At 30.5% G+C, this 19,170-nt stretch carries 14 protein-coding genes; 5 read left to right on the plus strand and 9 right to left on the minus strand.

Annotation, left to right across the window (positions count from 1 at the left end):
* Positions 1 to 113 precede the first annotated feature (113 nt).
* Genes HALO113_RS15815 through HALO113_RS15825 form a run of 3 tightly spaced genes read right to left on the minus strand, consistent with a single transcriptional unit; the run spans position 114 to position 2,012 of the window.
* Positions 114 to 692 carry a hypothetical protein gene (locus HALO113_RS15815; RefSeq protein WP_159780070.1) on the minus strand — a complete coding sequence of 193 codons (579 nt, stop codon included), beginning with the start codon at positions 690 to 692 and terminating at the stop codon, positions 114 to 116.
* Positions 689 to 1,174: an RNA polymerase sigma factor gene (locus tag HALO113_RS15820; RefSeq protein WP_159780072.1), complete on the minus strand. Its 486-nt coding sequence runs from the start codon at positions 1,172 to 1,174 to the stop codon at positions 689 to 691. The genes HALO113_RS15815 and HALO113_RS15820 overlap by 4 nt, the downstream gene beginning before the upstream one ends.
* Before the next feature lies 1 nt (position 1,175).
* Positions 1,176 to 2,012 (minus strand): alpha/beta fold hydrolase, encoded by an 837-nt coding sequence (locus tag HALO113_RS15825; protein WP_159780073.1) that lies wholly within the window; start codon positions 2,010 to 2,012, stop codon positions 1,176 to 1,178.
* Positions 2,013 to 2,107: 95 nt separating this feature from the next.
* Between HALO113_RS15825 and HALO113_RS15830 the strand changes: the two genes are divergently transcribed.
* The 5 genes from HALO113_RS15830 to HALO113_RS15850 all read left to right on the plus strand — a co-directional run bounded on the left by HALO113_RS15830 (position 2,108) and on the right by HALO113_RS15850 (position 9,687).
* Positions 2,108 to 2,671 carry an AraC family transcriptional regulator gene (locus tag HALO113_RS15830; RefSeq protein WP_159780074.1) on the plus strand — a complete coding sequence of 188 codons (564 nt, stop codon included), beginning with the start codon at positions 2,108 to 2,110 and terminating at the stop codon, positions 2,669 to 2,671.
* A 79-nt stretch (positions 2,672 to 2,750) separates the two neighbouring features.
* A complete protein-coding gene (locus tag HALO113_RS15835; protein WP_159780075.1) occupies positions 2,751 to 5,267 on the plus strand; it encodes a heavy metal translocating P-type ATPase in 2,517 nt (838 codons plus the stop codon).
* A gap of 3 nt (positions 5,268 to 5,270) precedes the next feature.
* Positions 5,271 to 6,278 (plus strand): DNA topoisomerase IB, encoded by a 1,008-nt coding sequence (locus tag HALO113_RS15840; protein WP_159780076.1) that lies wholly within the window; start codon positions 5,271 to 5,273, stop codon positions 6,276 to 6,278.
* Positions 6,279 to 6,443: 165 nt separating this feature from the next.
* A complete protein-coding gene (locus HALO113_RS15845; RefSeq protein ID WP_159780077.1) occupies positions 6,444 to 7,889 on the plus strand; it encodes an alkaline phosphatase PhoX in 1,446 nt (481 codons plus the stop codon).
* A gap of 55 nt (positions 7,890 to 7,944) precedes the next feature.
* Positions 7,945 to 9,687, plus strand: a complete 1,743-nt coding sequence (locus HALO113_RS15850) for a cytochrome-c peroxidase (protein WP_236554757.1) — start codon at positions 7,945 to 7,947, stop codon at positions 9,685 to 9,687.
* 164 nt (positions 9,688 to 9,851) lie between these two features.
* On the opposite strand, the gene HALO113_RS15855 is transcribed toward HALO113_RS15850, so the two are convergent.
* From HALO113_RS15855 to HALO113_RS15880, 6 genes are all read right to left on the minus strand, one after another.
* Positions 9,852 to 10,799: a glycoside hydrolase family 5 protein gene (locus HALO113_RS15855; RefSeq protein ID WP_201297677.1), complete on the minus strand. Its 948-nt coding sequence runs from the start codon at positions 10,797 to 10,799 to the stop codon at positions 9,852 to 9,854.
* Positions 10,800 to 12,005, minus strand: coding sequence for a glycoside hydrolase family 27 protein (locus HALO113_RS15860; RefSeq protein WP_201297679.1), 1,206 nt, complete (start codon positions 12,003 to 12,005; stop codon positions 10,800 to 10,802).
* Between the two features lie 73 nt (positions 12,006 to 12,078).
* The gene (locus HALO113_RS15865; protein WP_159780079.1) at positions 12,079 to 13,095 is read right to left on the minus strand and encodes an IPT/TIG domain-containing protein; all 1,017 of its coding nucleotides are present in this window, start codon (positions 13,093 to 13,095) and stop codon (positions 12,079 to 12,081) included.
* A gap of 22 nt (positions 13,096 to 13,117) precedes the next feature.
* Complete coding sequence (locus HALO113_RS15870; RefSeq protein WP_159780081.1) at positions 13,118 to 14,731, minus strand: RagB/SusD family nutrient uptake outer membrane protein; 1,614 nt, start codon at positions 14,729 to 14,731, stop codon at positions 13,118 to 13,120.
* A gap of 11 nt (positions 14,732 to 14,742) precedes the next feature.
* Entirely contained in the window at positions 14,743 to 17,925 is a 3,183-nt protein-coding gene (locus HALO113_RS15875; RefSeq protein ID WP_159780083.1) for a TonB-dependent receptor, read from the minus strand.
* A gap of 220 nt (positions 17,926 to 18,145) precedes the next feature.
* Entirely contained in the window at positions 18,146 to 19,024 is an 879-nt protein-coding gene (locus tag HALO113_RS15880) for an AraC family transcriptional regulator (protein ID WP_159780085.1), read from the minus strand.
* Positions 19,025 to 19,170 lie beyond the last annotated feature (146 nt).

The raw sequence follows: 19,170 nt of genomic DNA on the forward strand, positions 1-19,170 counted from the left end.
TATTTCTTGAACAATTTGAAGTTTTAAAGACATGGAATAGTCTTTCTGAGTACGCTTTACATAGCTAATTTCTTGAGGTGTTTCCATAACGATGAAATTTGTGTATCGCTATTTCAGGACAAGACATGTATTTTTTTTAAAAAGTCTAATGTTTTCATCTCCTCTTTTATTTTTTTTCTCATGAAAAATATAAAACCTATAAGAAATCCATAGCCACTAATTAAGATATAAACAAAAAAGCCCATTGAGAAACTTTTTTGAAAAGTAGGTAATAATAAGCTGAAACCTATAATATAAATAACATAAATTATTGGTGTCATTCTAAAATGAATTATTCTTCTCCATTGATAGAATTGTGTGATTTGATGAGAATATGCAATAAACGACAATTCGTAGTTAATTTTTTTAAATTTTTTTAGACTGTCAAGTTCAAAGAATATTCTAAAAACCAAAGATAATATCATTAATCCTAAACCAATTGAAAAAAAAGATAGTGAATACAATCCAAATCCAAAAAAATAAAGGATTAATATAACGGTAGTTATGCATATAGTTATTAGAGTACCCATATGATTTCTTTTTATTTTTGTAGCCTGTTTTTTTGCTATTTCAATTATTTGATCCGATGTTATATTAGGTTTAATTTCGGTCTGTTTTTTCCATATGTTTTCTAATTCGTCAAAAGTCTTCATATTTGTACACATTGGGTTAGCTTTTTTTTAATTCTATGTATTTTAACTCTTAGATTTTCTTCTGTTATTCCAATTATTTCTGAAATTTTATCATAATCAATATTTTCTAACACCATTAAAATTATCATTTTATTAGTTTCATCTAATTTTTGAATACAATCATACATTTTTTTTAATTGCGCTTCTTTTTCATCCGATTCATTTTCATCAGTAATATCTTTAAATGAAGAGGTAGCGATGTCATTTTTCGTTTTTTTATTTCTTAAATAGAGTAAGCAACGGTTTACAGTTATTCTATAAATCCATGTGCTTATAGAGGACTCATTTCTAAAAGTGTTTAATTTCTCCCAAATGATGATAAAAATTTCTTGGGTTATTTCTTCAGCCAAATGATGATTTCCAGAAAAATATCCTTTGCATAAACGGAAAACCTTTGGGTAATAATTTTGAAAAAGTTGGTTAAATTGTTCTTGTATTTCCACGTTATTGTATAGCTTTTTTTATACTATTTATAAACCATTCTGTTTGATCATACATGACAAAGTGTGCTGATTTTTCGGCATATTGTATAGTTGCTGAAGGTAGATTTTGATATTGGGATTCATATGTTTTTTTTACAACTTCTAGACTAGGATTGCTAGCAGCTAAAATTACAACAGGAATTTTAATTTTTGATATTTCCTTACGTAAATCTAAATTTAGCATATCAATATAACCATACACATACGTTTTTCTGTCAACTGCATTCATCCATTTAGCAAGAATAGTATGTTTTGATTTATTCAAACACATAAAAGAAATGGTTTGTATATTCATCTGTTCAAATGCTGATTTATCCATTTCTAGCATCATTTTGCTCTGTGGATTATCATATTCTATATAATCTCCTTTGTAATTAGGAATCATTAAAGCAGCTGTACAAGGTAAAGCATCTACAAGTATCGCTTTTTTAAATAAATTATTTTCAAGAGAACTTAGCCATAAACTTAAAGTACCACCAAGACTATGACCTATAAGAATTGGTTTTTGTATTTTTTTATCTTTAACATATGTAATTATTTCGTTTTTAATGGTGTTTAACCAAGGTGTATCAATAGGCGGAACGTTGCCAAAACCAGCAAAGGTGAAAACATGGCACTCATTTGTTTTTGATATTTCGGCAACAGTTTCTTCCCAAACTTCTCCAGGACAACCAAAACCAGGGAAAAAAAGTATAGGTTCGCCCTTACCTAAGATAGTAACCTGGAAAGATTTTTGTGCTTTTGCATAATGAAATGTAAAAATTAAACATAGTGATAAAAAAAAGAATTTGGTTTTCATAATAGTTATTTTTAAAATTTACCTTTGGATACATAGGATAGGTAATTGTTACACTTTTTTTAAAAAATTTTAGGTATATTTAATAAAAAAGAAAAATGAATAGACTCCATATTAAAAATATGGTTTGTAACCGTTGTATTCTGGTGGTAAAAACAGAGCTAGAAAAATTAGGTTGTACTATAGTTTCAGTAGAATTAGGAGAAGTGATTTTTAAAGATCAGATTTCTCAAATGGAAAAAGAAGCAATAAGCCAAAAATTAAGACTCTTTGGTTTTGAAATTTTAGACGATAATAATAGTAAAATAATAGAAAAAATTAAAACCCTACTTATTGATTTGGTTCAATTCAAAAATAATCTTTTAAAGCTTACTTTATCGGATTATTTGTCTCAAGAATTGCATCAAGATTATAGTAAATTGAGTAATTTGTTTTCTCATATTGAAGGTATAAGTATAGAAAAATACTTTATCAATTTAAAGATTGAAAAAGTTAAAGAATTGATTGTTTATAATGAATTGTCACTTTCCGAAATTGCCGATGCATTAAATTATAGCAGTGTAAGTCATTTGAGCAATCAATTTAAAAAAGTCACTGGATTTTCACCAAGCTATTTTAAATCTTTGAATAAGACGAAAAGAAAAGGATTAGATCAATTATAAATTTTGCAAAATCTATCCATAATTTTGTAACTCATTCGATTTACATATTCCGAAATTTGTGATACAAAATACTACCATTATGACTCACAAATATACTATTGAAGGAATGTCTTGTTCAAGTTGTGAAGCTACTGTAAAAAATAGGTTGTTAGGAATTGAAAATATTACAGAAGTTACCGTTTCAAAAGAAAACAAAGAAGCAACTATTACCATGACTCAACCTATTGAGTTGCTGGTTTTGCAAGATGCTTTAGGAGGAAAGGAAAGTAAATATAAAATTTCTATTGGTAATCAGACATCTGATAAAATGAAGCCTTCTGATTGTTGCAGTACCAATGATAAAAAGAAATCTACGACTAATTACCATCACACTGTAGGGAAATACTATTGTCCGATGCATTGCGAAGGGGATAAAGTGTACGATAACTCTGGTGATTGTCCAGTTTGTGGTATGGATTTAGTGAAACAACCTGAATTAGATTCGGTAACAAAATATACTTGTCCCATGCATACAGAAGTAATGGAAGATAAGCCTGGTAGTTGCCCTAAGTGCGGAATGGATTTAGTACCGATGCAACCCTCAACATCTGAAGAGGAAAAGCACTATCAAAAACTATGGTATAAAATGAAAATAGCACTATTATTTAGTATTCCTGTTTTTATTATTTCCATGTCCGATATGATTCCCAATAATCCACTGTATGAACTGATGGATTTAAAAACATGGAATTGGGTTCAATTTTTTCTAACGTTACCGGTTGTGTTTTATGCTTGCTGGATGTTTTTTGAAAGAGCATGGAAATCGATAGTCAATTGGAATCTAAATATGTTTACTTTAATTGGCATTGGAACAGGAGTTGCCTTCCTTTTTAGTATATTAGGATTACTTTTCCCTTCTTTTTTTCCAGACCAATTTAAAACAACTGAAGGAAGTGTTCATCTATATTTTGAAGCTACTGCTGTGGTTTTAACTTTGGTTTTATTGGGACAACTTTTAGAAGCAAAAGCACATACTAAAACGAACGGAGCAATTAAAGAATTATTAAAATTAGCGCCTACAAACGCAACTATTGTAGTTAATGGAGAAGAAAAACAAATTTCCATTCAAGATATACAAATTGGCGATACAATTCGTGTGAAACCAGGAGAAAAAATACCTGTAGATGGGAAAATCACGGAAGGGAAAAGTACAATTGATGAATCTATGATTTCGGGAGAACCCATTCCCGTTGATAAAAAAGAGAACGATGAGGTAAAATCAGGAACTATCAATGGGAATCAATCTTTCTTAATGGTTGCTGAAAAAATTGGTTCAGACACCTTATTATCTCAAATTGTTCAAATGGTTACTGAGGCAAGTAGATCCAGAGCACCTATACAAAATTTAGTGGATAAAATTTCTAGATATTTTGTGCCTATTGTAGTTCTAATTTCGGTTATAACTTTTTTCATTTGGTGGCTTTTTGGTCCCGAACCTAAATTAGTATATGCCTTTGTAAATGCAATTGCGGTCTTAATTATTGCTTGTCCGTGTGCTTTAGGTTTGGCAACTCCAATGTCGGTTATGGTTGGAGTAGGAAAAGGAGCCAAATTAGGTGTATTGATTAAAAATGCAGAAGCCATAGAAAAAATGGATAAGATAGATGTTCTAATTACGGATAAAACGGGAACCTTAACAGAAGGTAAACCATCGGTTGAAAAGATAGTGGTAAATGAAGCAAACGAAAATGAAGTATTAGCAAAAATAGCCTCTTTAAATCAAAATAGTGAACATCCATTAGCGAATGCAATTGTCTCATTTGCAAAAGATAAGAATATTGATTTTTATAAAGTAAATGATTTTGATGCTGTTACTGGTATGGGAGTAGTGGGTAAAATTAATGAAGAAAGAATTCTTTTGGGGAACCAAAAATTATTGGAACAAGAAAAAGTCCATCTAAATCAAAGCATTGAAAATGAAGTTGAATCAGAACAAGAAAAAGGCAAAACGGTTTCCTATATCGCTATAGAAGGAAAATTAATAGGTTACATTACTATAAAAGACGCTATTAAAAAAACAAGTTTGGAAGCTATTCAAAAATTAAAAGAACAAGGTGTTTCTGTAGTAATGCTCACTGGAGACAACGAAAAAACCGCTAAAGCAGTGGCAGAAGAATTAAAGGTCTCAGATTTTAAAGCCAGTTGTTTGCCAGAAGATAAATTGAATTACATAAAAAAGCTTCAAGAACAAGGAAAGATAGTAGCCATGGCTGGTGATGGAATTAATGATGCTCCAGCACTAGCGCAAGCCGATATTGGAATTGCAATGGGAACAGGTACAGACGTGGCTATTGAAAGTGCCAAAATTACTTTAGTAAAAGGTGATTTAAAAGGAATTGTAAATGCAAAAGAATTAAGCCATGCCGTAATGAAAAATATAAAGCAAAATCTATTTTTTGCCTTCATTTATAATTCTATTGGAATTCCAATAGCTGCCGGACTGTTATTTCCTTTTTTTGGAATGTTATTGTCACCTATGATCGCTGCTTTAGCCATGAGCTTTAGTTCGGTTTCTGTAATTGCAAATGCACTTCGATTAAGAACGGTTAAAATATAAAGTATGAAAAAATTGAAATCAAAATGGCAATTTAAACATGTAGATGACGAAGCTATGTCGATTCACAAACGTAAGTATGGCAAAGGGTTTCAATATTTCGATGAGGATGGAAAAAAAATTACCAACCAAAAATTATTGAATCGATTTCGTAAGTTAATAATTCCTCCTATGTGGACTGATGTGTACATCTGTAAATGGGATGATGGTCATATTCAGGCCATTGGTAGAGATGCCAAAGGAAGAAAACAATATATTTATCATTCTGCTTTTGAAAAAAAACAACAAGAAGAAAAGTTTGCTAAGATGAAAGATTTTGGAACCGCTTTGGAAAGTTTTAGAAAAAAAGTCATAGCAGATGTACAAACTAAGAAATGGGATAAAGATAAAATCATTGCGTTATTGATTTTAATCTTAGATGAAACAGGAATTCGAATTGGCAACAAACAGTATGCTTCTCAAAATGGAACCTTTGGATTAACTACTTTAAGAAGAAAACACATGCATTTCGAGGAGAACCAAATTGTTTTTGAATACAAAGGAAAAAGCAATAAAATAAGACATGTAGAAATTGATGACGCTATTCTAACGAAATTAATTAAAAAATCTTCGGAGTTACCGGGTTACGAAATTTTTAGATATAAAGACGAATCGGGTTGTTTTCATGCTGTTGATAGTGATGAAGTCAATTCTTACATTCATTCACATATGGGAGAAGCTTTTTCAAGTAAAGATTTTAGAACTTGGGTAGCGACAAGATTATCTGTTGAATTGTATCCTTATGCTTTAGAAGCGATTGCCTCCAGTACTAAAAAGAAGTTCAGTAATACCTTAATTAGAATGGTAGCTGATGAATTAGGAAATACACCCACCGTTTGTAAATCCTACTATGTACATCCTTCTATTTTACAAAAAATTGAAGCGCACACCTTACCGAATCAATTCTATGAAGATTCTGGTGCTTTGAGTTGGAAATTAACGGCATCAGAAAAAGAAATGCTAAAGCATTTATGATTTTCGAATGATTAGAATTCACCAAAATTTAATAAAAAATTAAGATAGTAACGTTAATGTAAAGTTTTGATAAAGTAAAAATACAACTATCATAATACTTGTTTTACTTTTTGTTTACAATGTCAATTTAGATTTGTAAATCAAAATAATCAACCAACAAGTATTATGAAAAAAAACTTTAAATCACTTTTATTACTTGCTTTATCTCTTACCGTATTGTCTTGTAATGATGATGATAACTCGAGTAATGAAACTACAGAACAAGTAACCCTTAAAAATCATTCTGAAACAGAAGCTTATCTAAGTAAAAAAGCAGGTTTTGAAAATCTTGAAATTTATTCTTTATTAAGTTCAGAAGATCAATTAGAACAATCACCTAATTTTGTTTACGGTTCAATGGCTGATGGAATGGGATTAATGAAAATGAATGATGGAACATTCACTTTAATAAATAATATTGAGGCTCATTATTCAATAGCAAGAATTACCTTTGATAAAACTTTTAAACCTATAAAAGGGGAATATATTTTAAATGCATTAGCAACTACTGGTACAGCTCAGTGTTCGGGATCTTTAATTACACCTGAAGAACATGGTTTTGGACCTTTATTTTTATCTGGAGGAGAATGGGATGGTTCTTCTCAAGGAATTTTTGCTACCAATCCTTTTAAAAATGCTGAAGATGCTGAATTAGCCACTATGTTGCCAGCTATGGGACAATGGTCAACTGAAAACGCAGTAGTTATTGGTAAAGATGCTTATCCTTCTAAAACAGTGGCTTTCATAGGAGATGATACAGGAGATAATACAACTCCTTCTGGACAATTGGCCATGTATTTAGGTAATAGAGGAGATTTAGCAGGTGGTAAATTGTACGGATTGAAAGTTACAACTGCAGGAATAAATTTTGAGATGGACATGCAAGAAGGAACTACATATCAAGCTGAATTTGTGGAATATGCAGAAAGAACCCTTAACGAATTAGAACAAGAATCTAGAGATAAGGGAATTATGGGATTCTCTAGAGTAGAAGATATCGATTATAGAAAAGGTTCAGCTACTGCGAATAGAGAAATTTATTTTGCTGTTACAGGTAGAAAAACTACTGCTTTAACAGGAAAAGGAACATTCTACGGAAGAATATATAAGGTAGTTTTAGATGCTAATGATCCAAAAATAGCAACCATAACTTGTGTATTGGATGGCGATAATTTTGCAGGTGTAGCTAAACAATTCCATAGTCCAGATAATGTGGTTGTAACTAAAAATTATGTCTATATCCAAGAAGATCCAAATGGTTATCCAGATACAGCAGATAAAACACATTATCCCTATTTATATCAGTATAATTTAAATACAGGTGCTTTAAAAGTGGTTTTAGAATGTGATCAAGTAGCAGCTGCAAACGCAGGAGTAGGATCTATTTCAAGTCTTTGGGAATTAACTGGTATGATAGATGTGTCTGATATCATAGGCATAGAAGGTAGTTTCTTAATTTGTACACAAAATCATGGATGGAATAATGATGCTTTTGTAGATCCATCTGCTATAACAAATACATCAAGAAAAGAAGGAAGTCAATTGTATTTGATAAAAGGTTTAGAGCGTTAATATGTTTAAGGTATTGATAAATAATTGGTCAAAGGCTATATTTCTATATAGCCTTTTGGCTTTTATAAGCTTTAGCTGTAAAAAAAAGGAAATATATGAAACGTTAACTCCTTTACAAAAGATAGAAATTCAATTTAAGAGACAATTATGGGAAGCTTCTTTAGCTTTAGATTCCTTAAATAAAATAGAGAGTTTGGAAAAGAAAAAAGAATGGTATTTGAAAGCAAGAAATTTTTTTAAAATGTGCGAGCCTATTTTAGCTTTTACAGATACTGGAAACTATAATTATTTGAACCAGCCTAATATTCTGAAAATAAAAGAAGAAGATTTTACCGATATAAAAATTGATGAGCCGCAAGGTTTTCAAGTAATTGAAGAAATGCTATTTAGTGAAGAAAAATTGGAACACCCTATATTAAAGAAGAATGTGGTATTCACATCAAATCGTTTAAAGTTAATTCACAAAAATTTGACTTTAGGATTTTTAAAAGAACATCATGTGTTATGGATTCTTAGAGATGCAATTAATAGGGTTGCATTAACAGGAATAACAGGTTTCGATTCTCCCGTTTTGTCTAACTCATTGGAAGATAGTAAAATGGTTTATTTATCTTTGAAAGAAATCATTACTATATATGAACCTCAATTTAGAAATAAACAAATTTATCAGAATTGGATAAAACAATTTGATGCCACTATTTCTTTTTTGTCTGATAAAAATTTCGATAGTTTTAATAGATATAATTTTATCAAAGAACATACGCATACTGCATTAATTCTTTGGAATCAAACGGTAAAAGATTGGGAAGTAGTTTTTCCTTTCAAACAACCTATAAATTATGAAGTTAATAATTTATTTGATAACAAAACATTTAATATTAATTTTTTTACAGACCAAAAAGGAAATCCTTTAGAGGATGAAAAAGTACAGCTAGGCAAATTGCTATTCGAAGATAAAAGTTTATCATACAATAAATCAATTAGTTGTGCTACGTGTCATAAACAAGAATTGTATTTTACAGATGGTTTAGTTAAATCTCCTGGAACAAGTCGAAATTCTCCCACGTTATTTTATGCTGCTTTACAAAAAGGTTTTTTTCACGATAAACGAACGGGCAGTTTAGAAGGTCAAATAATTGATGTTGTGAATAATCCAAACGAATTTCATTTGTCTTTAAATGATTTAGAGAAAAGAGTTATGGAAAAGGAAGATTATGTTGTGGCTTTTAAAAAAATATATAAAAAAGAAATTGATAATCATATCATTAGGAATGCTATTGCTTCTTATATCATGTCGCTTAATCCTTTTAATTCAAAATTTGATTTGAATATGCAAGGCAAAGAAAATACTTTAACAGAAAGTGAAATCAATGGCTTCAATCTTTTTATGGGAAAAGCGAAATGTGCAACTTGTCATTTTGCACCATTATTTAACGGATTGGTTCCAGTATCTTTTAAAGAATCTGAATTGGAATTAATAGGTGTTCCAAAAACAAAAGATACATTAATTGTTACTATTGATGAAGATTTAGGGCGCTACGAAATTTATAAAACGGAAGAAAGGAAATATTTTTTTAAAACCCCCACAATTAGAAATATTGAAAAAACAGCACCTTATATGCATAATGGGGTGTATACCTCTTTAGAAGAAATTGTAGATTTCTATAATAGAGGAGGAGGTATTGGTTTAGGAATACCTTTAGAAAATCAAACGTTACCTTTTGATTCGCTTCATTTATCTAACAAAGAAAAGAAAGATTTGGTTTTATTTATGAAAACGCTAACAGATTCGTATTAATCAATAATATGGAAAGAGGCAACCCAAAAAGTTTACAAATTTGTTATCTAAATTCATTTCAGCTTTAAATAACTGATTGTTAGTTTTGTTTTGAGACTGAAATTATCTCGAAGTTTGGGATAGATTAACAAGAATATACTTTTTGGATTGCCTTATTTATTAAATCATTTATTGAGTGCCCTTAAATATTCCCTAGTTTTTATACCGCTTTCTTTTAAATCTGAAAGTTTCCAATGACCATTAGAGGAAGCCGATTTCAATAGCATGGAACAAGTTTCTTCTTTATCGGAAATGGACCATGTAATCCAACTCAATTTCTTAGATTCCATCCAATCTATATATTCTTGCCAAGCTTCTTTATTTAACACACCATCACCAGATGCTTCCACACCAGCACTTTCAGAAATAAAAATGGGCAAACCATCTTTTAATGCTTGATCCACTCTATCGCGTAGCCATTTTTCATGTGTAGCTGCATAAAAATGCATTGTGTACATTAGGTTAGTATAGCCTAATATTGGATCAGCCGCAGCTAATTGTACTTCTTGATCCCATTTGGGAGATCCAACTAAAATAATATTATCTGGATCGTTTGAACGAATAACACGAATTATTTCTTCTGAATACGCCTTTACTTCCTCCCAAGTTTCATAATCTGGTTCATTGAATACTTCATAAATTATATTAGGATAGTTACCATATTCTTTTGAAATGGTATTGAAAAAAATTTTAGCTTCTTCCAAATTTACATTATGACTATGCCAATCTATAATAACGTAAATATCTTCTTTTATAGCTCCATCAATGACTGCTTTTAATTTTTCTTTTGAAAATGAAGGATTTTCAAGATAGTTATTACTTCCAAATTCAATTCCCATAGCGGCTCTTACAACATTACAATTCCAATCTTCTTTAAGCCATTTTACCGTTTTTTTATTATAAAAACGAGGCCATAAGCTGTGCCAACCGAGACTGACACCTCTCAAAACAATAGGGTTTCCATTTTCGTTTACTAACTGTGTTCCTTCTACTCTTAATTGTCCATTTTTTTTTACAAATTGAGCCTGTAAATTGAAACTAATTAATACTATAAATAGGACTATATTTTTCATTTATATTTTTTTTAAAATTAAGGTTATAACATCATGAGAAGCTAAATTCGCTTTAAAAGATTCATTTGTTGACAGTAAATCTTTATGTTGCCAAGCATCTCTAATGTTATAGAATGTTGTATTAAAAGAGGGACTTATGTTATTTACTTCATCAATTACATGCTGTTTTTTCCAGTCGAAATCTATTTTAATTTCTTCATCGTTTTTGTTAAAAAAAGAAACAGCCCAACTATTGTCTTCAAGTGGTTTAAACCAAATAGATAATCCATTCTTATCGCTATATTTAAATCCTTGAATACCTAAACGATCTTGATTTATGTTTAATAACTCTCTATTTGTTAAAATGGATAACGTTTTTTTAGACATATTTCTAAGATCATTTCCTGCAATTAATGGGGAAGCAAGCATACACCAGAGTGCAAAATGTGATTTGTCTTCTTCAAAAATCATTCCGTTGCCCACTTCCATCATATCAAAATCGTTCCAATGATCTGGTCCAGCAAACTGACGAATGTTTTTACGCATTTCAGCTATTTTAAAAAATCCCCATGACGACCAAGTATCGTACTTGAATTCGCAATCATAACAAGGATAAATGTCTCCTGAAATACGCCATAAATTGCCTACAGGTTCTGCCCAATCCCAAGGTTGATTATCTCCCCATTCACACAAACTAAAAATAATTGGTCTTCCCGCTTTTTTCAGTGCTTTACTCATCGTAGTATATGCTTCTTTTGCATTAATTCCTTCTGTATTGCACCAATCGTATTTTAAGAAATCGATTTCTAAGTTTGCATAAAAACGAGCATCTTGATATTCATATCCTCTTGTTCCTGGGTAACCAGCACACGTTTTTGTTCCTGCACAATTATATAATCCAAATTTCAACCCTTTAGCATGTACATAATCGATTAAAGCCTTCATTCCACTTGGAAACTTTTTGGGATCTGGAACTAAATTTCCATTGTTGTCTCTCTCCATTGTCATCCAACCATCATCTAGTACAACGTAGGTATAACCAGCTTCTTTCATTCCAGAAGCTACTATTATGTCAGCTGTTTCTTTTATTAGTTTTTCGTCAATATTAATTTCAAAAGTATTCCAAGTATTCCAACCCATAGGAGGGCTAGGTGCTAATTGATTGTACTTTTGAGAAAAAGAATTTAGAAAGAAGAAACAAAAAAAAATAGTTATTTGTATTCTCATAATTTATTTATATAAAAAAGCACCTCAAAAACCGAGATGAGATGCTTTTGAAAACTAACTCTGTTAATCAAATTTAATCTATTGTATAAGTAATGTTGTCAAAATAATAATTGTGGGTTTGACCAGTAAATTCTTGGAAAGAAATATTCTGTAAAGCTGCTGGATTATTTAATTGTTGCCAAGTAAATTTTACTTCAGTCCATTCATTTGTTGTGTTAAAAGAAAAACTACTATTTCCCCAATTACTTCCATTAAAAATAAGAACTAATTTACCAGGTGTGTCAGAGCGGACAGCGAATTTAATTCCTGTGTATTGTGCTATTTGATCATCATAATTCCAATTTCCTTGAATGTTGTCCCAACCTGGAATCTCTTTTTTGATAAAAGTTGTTCCTTGAAAAGCGGCTGATAAATCTGAAATATATTCATGATTATTCCATGATTCTATATCCCATGGTGCATAAAAATTGTCATCATAGATAGCAGTTCCTACAGCAGTTCCCCAGGATGTGCTCCCAGAAATTGTTTCTACTTCAATGTATTTGTGTTGGGCATTTGCAGGCATAATGGCTACAATTTCTGTTAATGAATTTGAAATAATAGTTACAGGAATTCCGTCAAAAGTTACTGTAGGATTAAGAAAATAGTTCCCATAAATGGTAATTTGATCTCCTTCTATTGCATTAACTGGTTGAAAACTTTGTACAATAGGTGCTGGAGGTGCTACTACAAAATCATATTCAGCTCTTCCATTTTTAGTTACCACAATTAATTTATTTGAGCCTCCTTCATAGGGAGTTTCTATGTCGATTGTTACAAAGATGGCATTATCAGTAACCAATGTAGGATTGAAATAAGTATCTACATCATTGAAATATATCTTTTGTGTTGCACTAAATCCTGAGCCTTGTATGATATACATATTATTTGCATAACCTTGTGTTACCGGATTCAAATCGGGATCACTAGCTAAACTTACATTATCTATTATTGGTGGATTTTTCCCATTATTGCTGTCATCTTCAGAACAGGATATAAAAATACTTAGTGAAAATAACAACAATAAAAACTTAAAATTTAATTTTTTCATCTTATATATATTTAAGTAATTTTTAGAATTGATATGGAACAGGTTCTTCGTTTAATTTTGGATTTTTTGCTACATCATTATCAGGATAAGGCAATAAAAAATCATTACCATTATTATCAGGACTGTTTCCTGTAGTAGGAGTAAAGTATTCTGCAAAATCCATGTTACCTCTGTTTTGAGCAGCCATAATCGCAATGGCATTTGCTCTTGGAATTCGTCCTAAGTCAAACCAATAATCTCCTTCAAAAGCAAGTTCTTTTCTTCTTTCTGTAAAGATATCATCAAAAGTTATAGTTGTTAAAGGTGTTAAACCTGCTCTTTCTCTAACTGCGTTAAATGAAGTAAGTGCATTTACATCTGATGTACTTGAACCTCCTGCCAAAATCGCTTCGGCATGGATTAATAATAATTCTGCATAACGCATAATATAGGTGCTATTGTTCATCATTGCCCAAGTATCAGCAGGTCCTGTTGTATTTCCATTAACTATTCCTATGCAATACTTTTTTATCGCTGCTCCTGCACCTTGTCCGCCTATTTCATTAGCTGGAGGAACAACTAATTGACCAAAATTTGATCCAAACTTTGCTAAAATATTTGGATAAACATCTCCTGGTAACATTATGGTTTCTTTTCTTCTTAAGTCATTTGTTTCATATAAATTTAGAATATCTTGAGAAGGAGCAAAAACCCCTCCATATGTTGCATTGGAAGTGGAAACATTTGATGTGCTTATTCCAAATTGAGTATTGCAGTTGTTTCCAGAACCATAATTTCCATCCGTTTTCCATTGTAAAGCAAAAATAGATTCTTGATTATTGTTATATTCATATTTGAATAAATCAGCAAATGAGTTACTTGGTAATGAGGTACCACCAAATAATTTAAATTCGCCCGAGTTAATAACTTCTTCTGCTAATAATTTTGCATTTGAATAATCTTCTAAATACAAATATACTTTGGCTAACATTGCTTTTGCAGAACCTTTAGAAACATGGGCGTTATTAGCATAATTAGTGCCTCTGTTTTTTTCATACAATAATTCTGAGGCTTTTATATAATCTCTTTTTATTAATTCATAAATATCTTGTACTCTGTTTTTAGGGATTATTGGGCTTTCAGCAAAGTCAAGGTTGTTTTCTATAATTGGAACCGCTCCCCATAATCGAACTAAGTAAAAGTAAGCAGTTGCTCGCATAAAATAAGCTTCCCCAACTGTGTTATTCAAAACATTACTATCAACAGCTGGACCTACTCTTCCAGGTAAAAAATTGATAATAGCATTGGCTTGTGCTATATTAGCCCACAAAGAAGTCCATCCATTAAAAAGCTCAGGATCACTCCCTAAAAGAGAGAAGTTTCTCATAGCGTTCACATCGCTAGAATTTGTGTACATATTTCCAGAACCTACTTCCGCTATTGCATAAAAGAATTTATTATTAAATTGAAACCAAGTTCTATTATACATGGCATTTGTTGCGGTAGCTACTTGATTATTAGAACTGTAGTAAGCGTCTAAACTAACCTGATCTTCAGAAGGTCTATCAGTGAACTCTTTTGTACAAGAAATAGGTACAATTAGTGTAAGTGCTATTAAGAATAGACTTACTTTTTTAAAAGTTTTTTTTGTTTTCATTTTGCAATTTTTTAAAATTCTAAATTAAGTCCAAACGAGTAAGATCTTGGAGATGGAAATCTACCATTATCAATCCCTGATAGAAGGACGTTTTGGTTATATGAACCTACTTCTGGATCATAACCAGTATATTTAGTAAATGTGGCCAAGTTTTGAGCAGTGGCATATAATCGTACTCTTGTAATCTTATATTTGTTTAAAAAATTTGAAGGAAGATTATATCCTAAAGTAACATTTTGCAGCCTTATGTAAGAACCATCTTCTACATAACGATCAGACATAACGGTGTTTTGATTGGCAGTATTACCAATTGGTCTAGGAATATCTGTATCTGTATTGGTTGGTGTCCAGTAATTTAAAGCATCAACCAATTGATTTTTATACAATTCATCATTTGAAATACCTGCTCTTCTGGTTAAATTTAAGATATCATTACCGTAAGAACCTTGAAAGAAAATAGATAAATCTAAATTTTTGTATTTGAAGTTATTGGTAAAACCGAAAGTAAAATCAGGATGTGGATTACCAATAATTGTTTTATCTTTCGTATCTATGACACCATCACCATTGACATCCACATATTTTACATCTCCTAAATAGGTTTCTCCAGGAGCTGTTCCCACACTTTGACCAAATTGTAATGGAGCATTATTTAGAGTAGTTATATCTGTGAACAAGCCATCAGCTAAATAGCCATAAAATAACCCGATAGGTTGTCCTACTAAGGTGTTTGTAACAGTTGTTTGTTGATATCCATTTAAATTGACATCTTGAGTTAAAGATAAACCATCTTGAATACTAACTAATTTATTTTTGTATTGTGAAAAGACTAAAGTGGAATTCCAAGAAAAATTATCATTATTTATGGTTTTATAGCTTAAAGTAATATCATATCCTTTATTTTCCATTTCTCCAATGTTTGAATAAGGAGCATCTATACCACCATATTGAGAAATACCTCCAGTTAAGTAAGCTGGCCAAGGAATTTGAAAAAGAAAATCTTTTGAAGTTTTATTATAGAAATCCAAGCTAGCAGATAATCTTGTTTCTAGTAAAGTAAAATCTATACCAAAATTTGTTTGTTGCATGGATTCCCATTTTAAATTTGGATTAGGAAAATTAGAAGGTAAAAAGCTATTACTTTGTGCGCCTAGAATAGCAGAATATCTATTGTTTGGAATTTGTTGATTTCCTGTTTCTCCATAACCTACTTTAAATTTAATATTGTCAATGTATTTTTTTGTATTCTGCATAAAAGATTCACTTGATAATTTCCATCCTAAAGCTACAGATGGGAAATATCCCGTTTGATTATTACCTGTAGATGGGTCAAATTTTGAAGAAGTATCTTGACGAATAGAAGCAGATAAGCTATAACGGTCGTTATAATCATATAATAAACGACCAAAAAGAGACCATAAAGAACTACTACCTTTATAACTAGTTACATTTCGCTGGTCTGGGTCAGATAAATTTAATCCGTAAATATCATTTGTTTTAAAATCATGTGCATCTGCTAAAAGACCTTCCCAGTGGCTATCTAAAGCTTCTTGCCCTGCTAATAAAGTAAAGCTGTGCTTGTCTTTAATTTTAAAATCATAGGTAATTAAATTTTTTAAAATGGTAGAATACCAATTTTGTCTTCTTTCATATAAATCGGCAGTTAAATTGGATTGACTACCTCTATCATATGCTGGTTCAAAAAGTGTGTGTTCTGAAAATTCTGTATTTCCTGATAATTCTATTCTGTATTTTAATCCTTTTAGAATTGACGCTTCAGCATATAAGTTGCCAAGAAAATTTTTGCGAATGAGATTATTATCTTTGGTTAGTGCTTCTGCCACTGGATTAAAATAGGCAACATTTTGACCAGAAGGAGGAGAACCATAACTGCCATCAGGATTTGTAACTGGTGTATCAGGTGCTTGTAATAAAGCATTTGCTATTAGGCCTGTAAAACTTTGATTGATTGTTAATTTTTCATTTGTTATACCCGCTGTTAAATTGGTTCCTACTTTCAACCAATCTTTAACTTTTGTATCTAAATTTAAACGAATGGTATATCTTTTTAAACCCGAGTTAATGATGTTTGCTTCCTGATTTAAAAAACTTCCAGAGACATAATAGTTTGTATTCTCTTTAGCTCCAGAAAAAGAAAGTTGATGATTTTGTGAAATTGCTATTTGATAGATTTCATTCTGCCAATTTGTACCCTCACCTAATAATTCAGGATGTGAGAACTCAACTCGTGGTGTTGTACCAAAAATAGCTGCTAATTCATTTTGATGTTGTGCATATTGTCTAAGATTCATTACGTCTAATTGCTTATAAATATGGGAAATTGATGTAGAACCATTATAAGTTATTTTTCCGTTTTGATTCTTTTTTCCTGACTTAGTGGTAATTATAATAACACCATTTGCTCCTCTTGAACCATAAATAGCTGTAGCTGAAGCATCTTTTAAAATATCTACCGATTCTATATCATTTGGATTTAACATGGAAAGTGGACTAACTGCATTATTACCACTTCCACCACTTGATGAAAAATCATTTCCAGAAATTGGCCTTCCACTAGTTGATTTACCTGTTGCATCACCGGAAATTTGAACACCATCTATTACATATAGAGGTTCGTTTGTACCACTTATAGAAGTTGTTCCTCTTATGCGAATTGACACAGCTGAACCAGGTTGACCAGAACCATTTGTTACTGTAACTCCTGAGAGTTTACCTTGTAACATTTGATCCACGTTAACTTGATTTATATTCTCAATATCAGTAGCCTTTATAGAGGAAACAGCACCATTGACATCGTCTTTCTTTTGTGTGCCATAACCAATAACAACAACTTCTTCTAAATCGCTAACATTCTCTAGTAATATTATATTTATTTTGCTTCTTCCATTAATGTTTATTTCCTGATTTTGAAAACCAATATAAGTAAAAACCAAAACGCCATTAGATGGAACATTTTCCATTTTATAATTTCCTTCAAAATCAGTAACTGCACCAATTTTGGAATTTTTTAAAACAATATTAACTCCTGGAAGTGTGAAACCGTTTATGTCTGTAACAATTCCTGACACATTCGTTACTTGTGCATTTATAAAGCTAAGCGAAGCAAACAAGAAGTAAAAGAGATATTTTTTTTTACCACAGAATTGCTTTAAATAGTAAAGGGAATTCCTCATAATTTTATTAGTTAGTTAGATTAGTAAAATCGAAATAAATAATGATAAATTTTAGTGTATGTGTAATTTTAACCTATATTTATTATCAATGAAACAAATTTAAATCACTACTTAACAAAATTTTAATATTATTTTATCATTTAATACTATTATTTTCTCATTGATAAGTATCTTTTTTTTAAAATAAAATGACAAATTAATATTATAGAGTTGATTTTATTTACAAAAAGCGTTTCATGCCATTAAATTCATCTCGGTATTGGCTAGGTGTAGTATTTTTTTTGTTTTTGAAAATTCTATTAAAATTTGCAATGTTATTGAAGCCCGCTTTGAAAGCGATTTCTGAAATGCTAAGATCTTTTTCGATAAGCCATCTTGCTGCATATCCTACTCTAATGTCATTTAAATAATTGACAAATGTTTTATTGGTTCTTTTTTTGATAAATCTATTAAAAGAGACTACACCCATTGAAACGGCTTCAGCAACTTCATTTAGTGTGATTTTTTCTGCAAAGTTTTTTTGGATATAATCATATACAATTTTCATTTTATCATCGTCTTCAAATTTGTCAAAATCAATTGTATAAGAGGATAATAATCTTTGATTTCTCGAATTAGCCATATCTTGAAGTATAGATATAATTTGTAAGAAATAATCCATTCCTTCTAATCGAGGCAATTGAATTAATTGTTCTTTTAAAGCTAAAGCTGTTTTTTTGGAAAATAAAATGCCATGGATGGATCGATTAAACATTTCTTTTATATCAGTCATTATTCTTCTTTCTAACAAAGAATCATCAAACAAATCATTGTGAAATTGAATAGTTATTTCGTGTATTTTTGAACTTTTGCAATTATGTTGTTCCCAACCATGATATAAATTTGGCCCAATTAAAACCAATTCAATCTCTTCAATTTCTTCCATGTGGTCACCAATGACTCTTCTTACACCTTTACCATTTTCTATAAAATTTATCTCAAATTCAGGATGATAATGAATCGGAAAATCGAATTTGTCTTTTACTCTATCAAATATTATAAAGCTATCATTTTTTGATAATGGTGTTATTTCCCTATAAAAATGATTTTTATTTTTCATTGATTTGTTATTAAATTGAAATTATTTGATATAATAATGATAAAATAATATCATTGAGAACAATTTTACAAAATTATCTTTGATTTATAATAATAAATAATTCAATTTTTTTTTAATATCTAAAAAATAAGACGTTTATTTTGAAT

The organism is Flavobacterium sp. 9AF, assembly GCF_902506265.1.
In the GTDB taxonomy this organism is placed as follows: Bacteria; Bacteroidota; Bacteroidia; order Flavobacteriales; family Flavobacteriaceae; genus Flavobacterium.

Coding starts and splice junctions, on each gene's coding strand:
- HALO113_RS15860 (WP_201297679.1), bottom strand. CDS start 12,005: ATGAGAATACAAATAACTATTTTTTTTTGTTTCTTCTTTCTAAATTCT.
- HALO113_RS15855 (WP_201297677.1), bottom strand. CDS start 10,799: ATGAAAAATATAGTCCTATTTATAGTATTAATTAGTTTCAATTTACAG.
- HALO113_RS15880 (WP_159780085.1), bottom strand. CDS start 19,024: ATGAAAAATAAAAATCATTTTTATAGGGAAATAACACCATTATCAAAA.
- HALO113_RS15825 (WP_159780073.1), bottom strand. CDS start 2,012: ATGAAAACCAAATTCTTTTTTTTATCACTATGTTTAATTTTTACATTT.
- HALO113_RS15815 (WP_159780070.1), bottom strand. CDS start 692: ATGAAGACTTTTGACGAATTAGAAAACATATGGAAAAAACAGACCGAA.
- HALO113_RS15830 (WP_159780074.1), top strand. CDS start 2,108: ATGAATAGACTCCATATTAAAAATATGGTTTGTAACCGTTGTATTCTG.
- HALO113_RS15845 (WP_159780077.1), top strand. CDS start 6,444: ATGAAAAAAAACTTTAAATCACTTTTATTACTTGCTTTATCTCTTACC.
- HALO113_RS15870 (WP_159780081.1), bottom strand. CDS start 14,731: ATGAAAACAAAAAAAACTTTTAAAAAAGTAAGTCTATTCTTAATAGCA.
- HALO113_RS15865 (WP_159780079.1), bottom strand. CDS start 13,095: ATGAAAAAATTAAATTTTAAGTTTTTATTGTTGTTATTTTCACTAAGT.
- HALO113_RS15840 (WP_159780076.1), top strand. CDS start 5,271: ATGAAAAAATTGAAATCAAAATGGCAATTTAAACATGTAGATGACGAA.
- HALO113_RS15875 (WP_159780083.1), bottom strand. CDS start 17,925: ATGAGGAATTCCCTTTACTATTTAAAGCAATTCTGTGGTAAAAAAAAA.
- HALO113_RS15835 (WP_159780075.1), top strand. CDS start 2,751: ATGACTCACAAATATACTATTGAAGGAATGTCTTGTTCAAGTTGTGAA.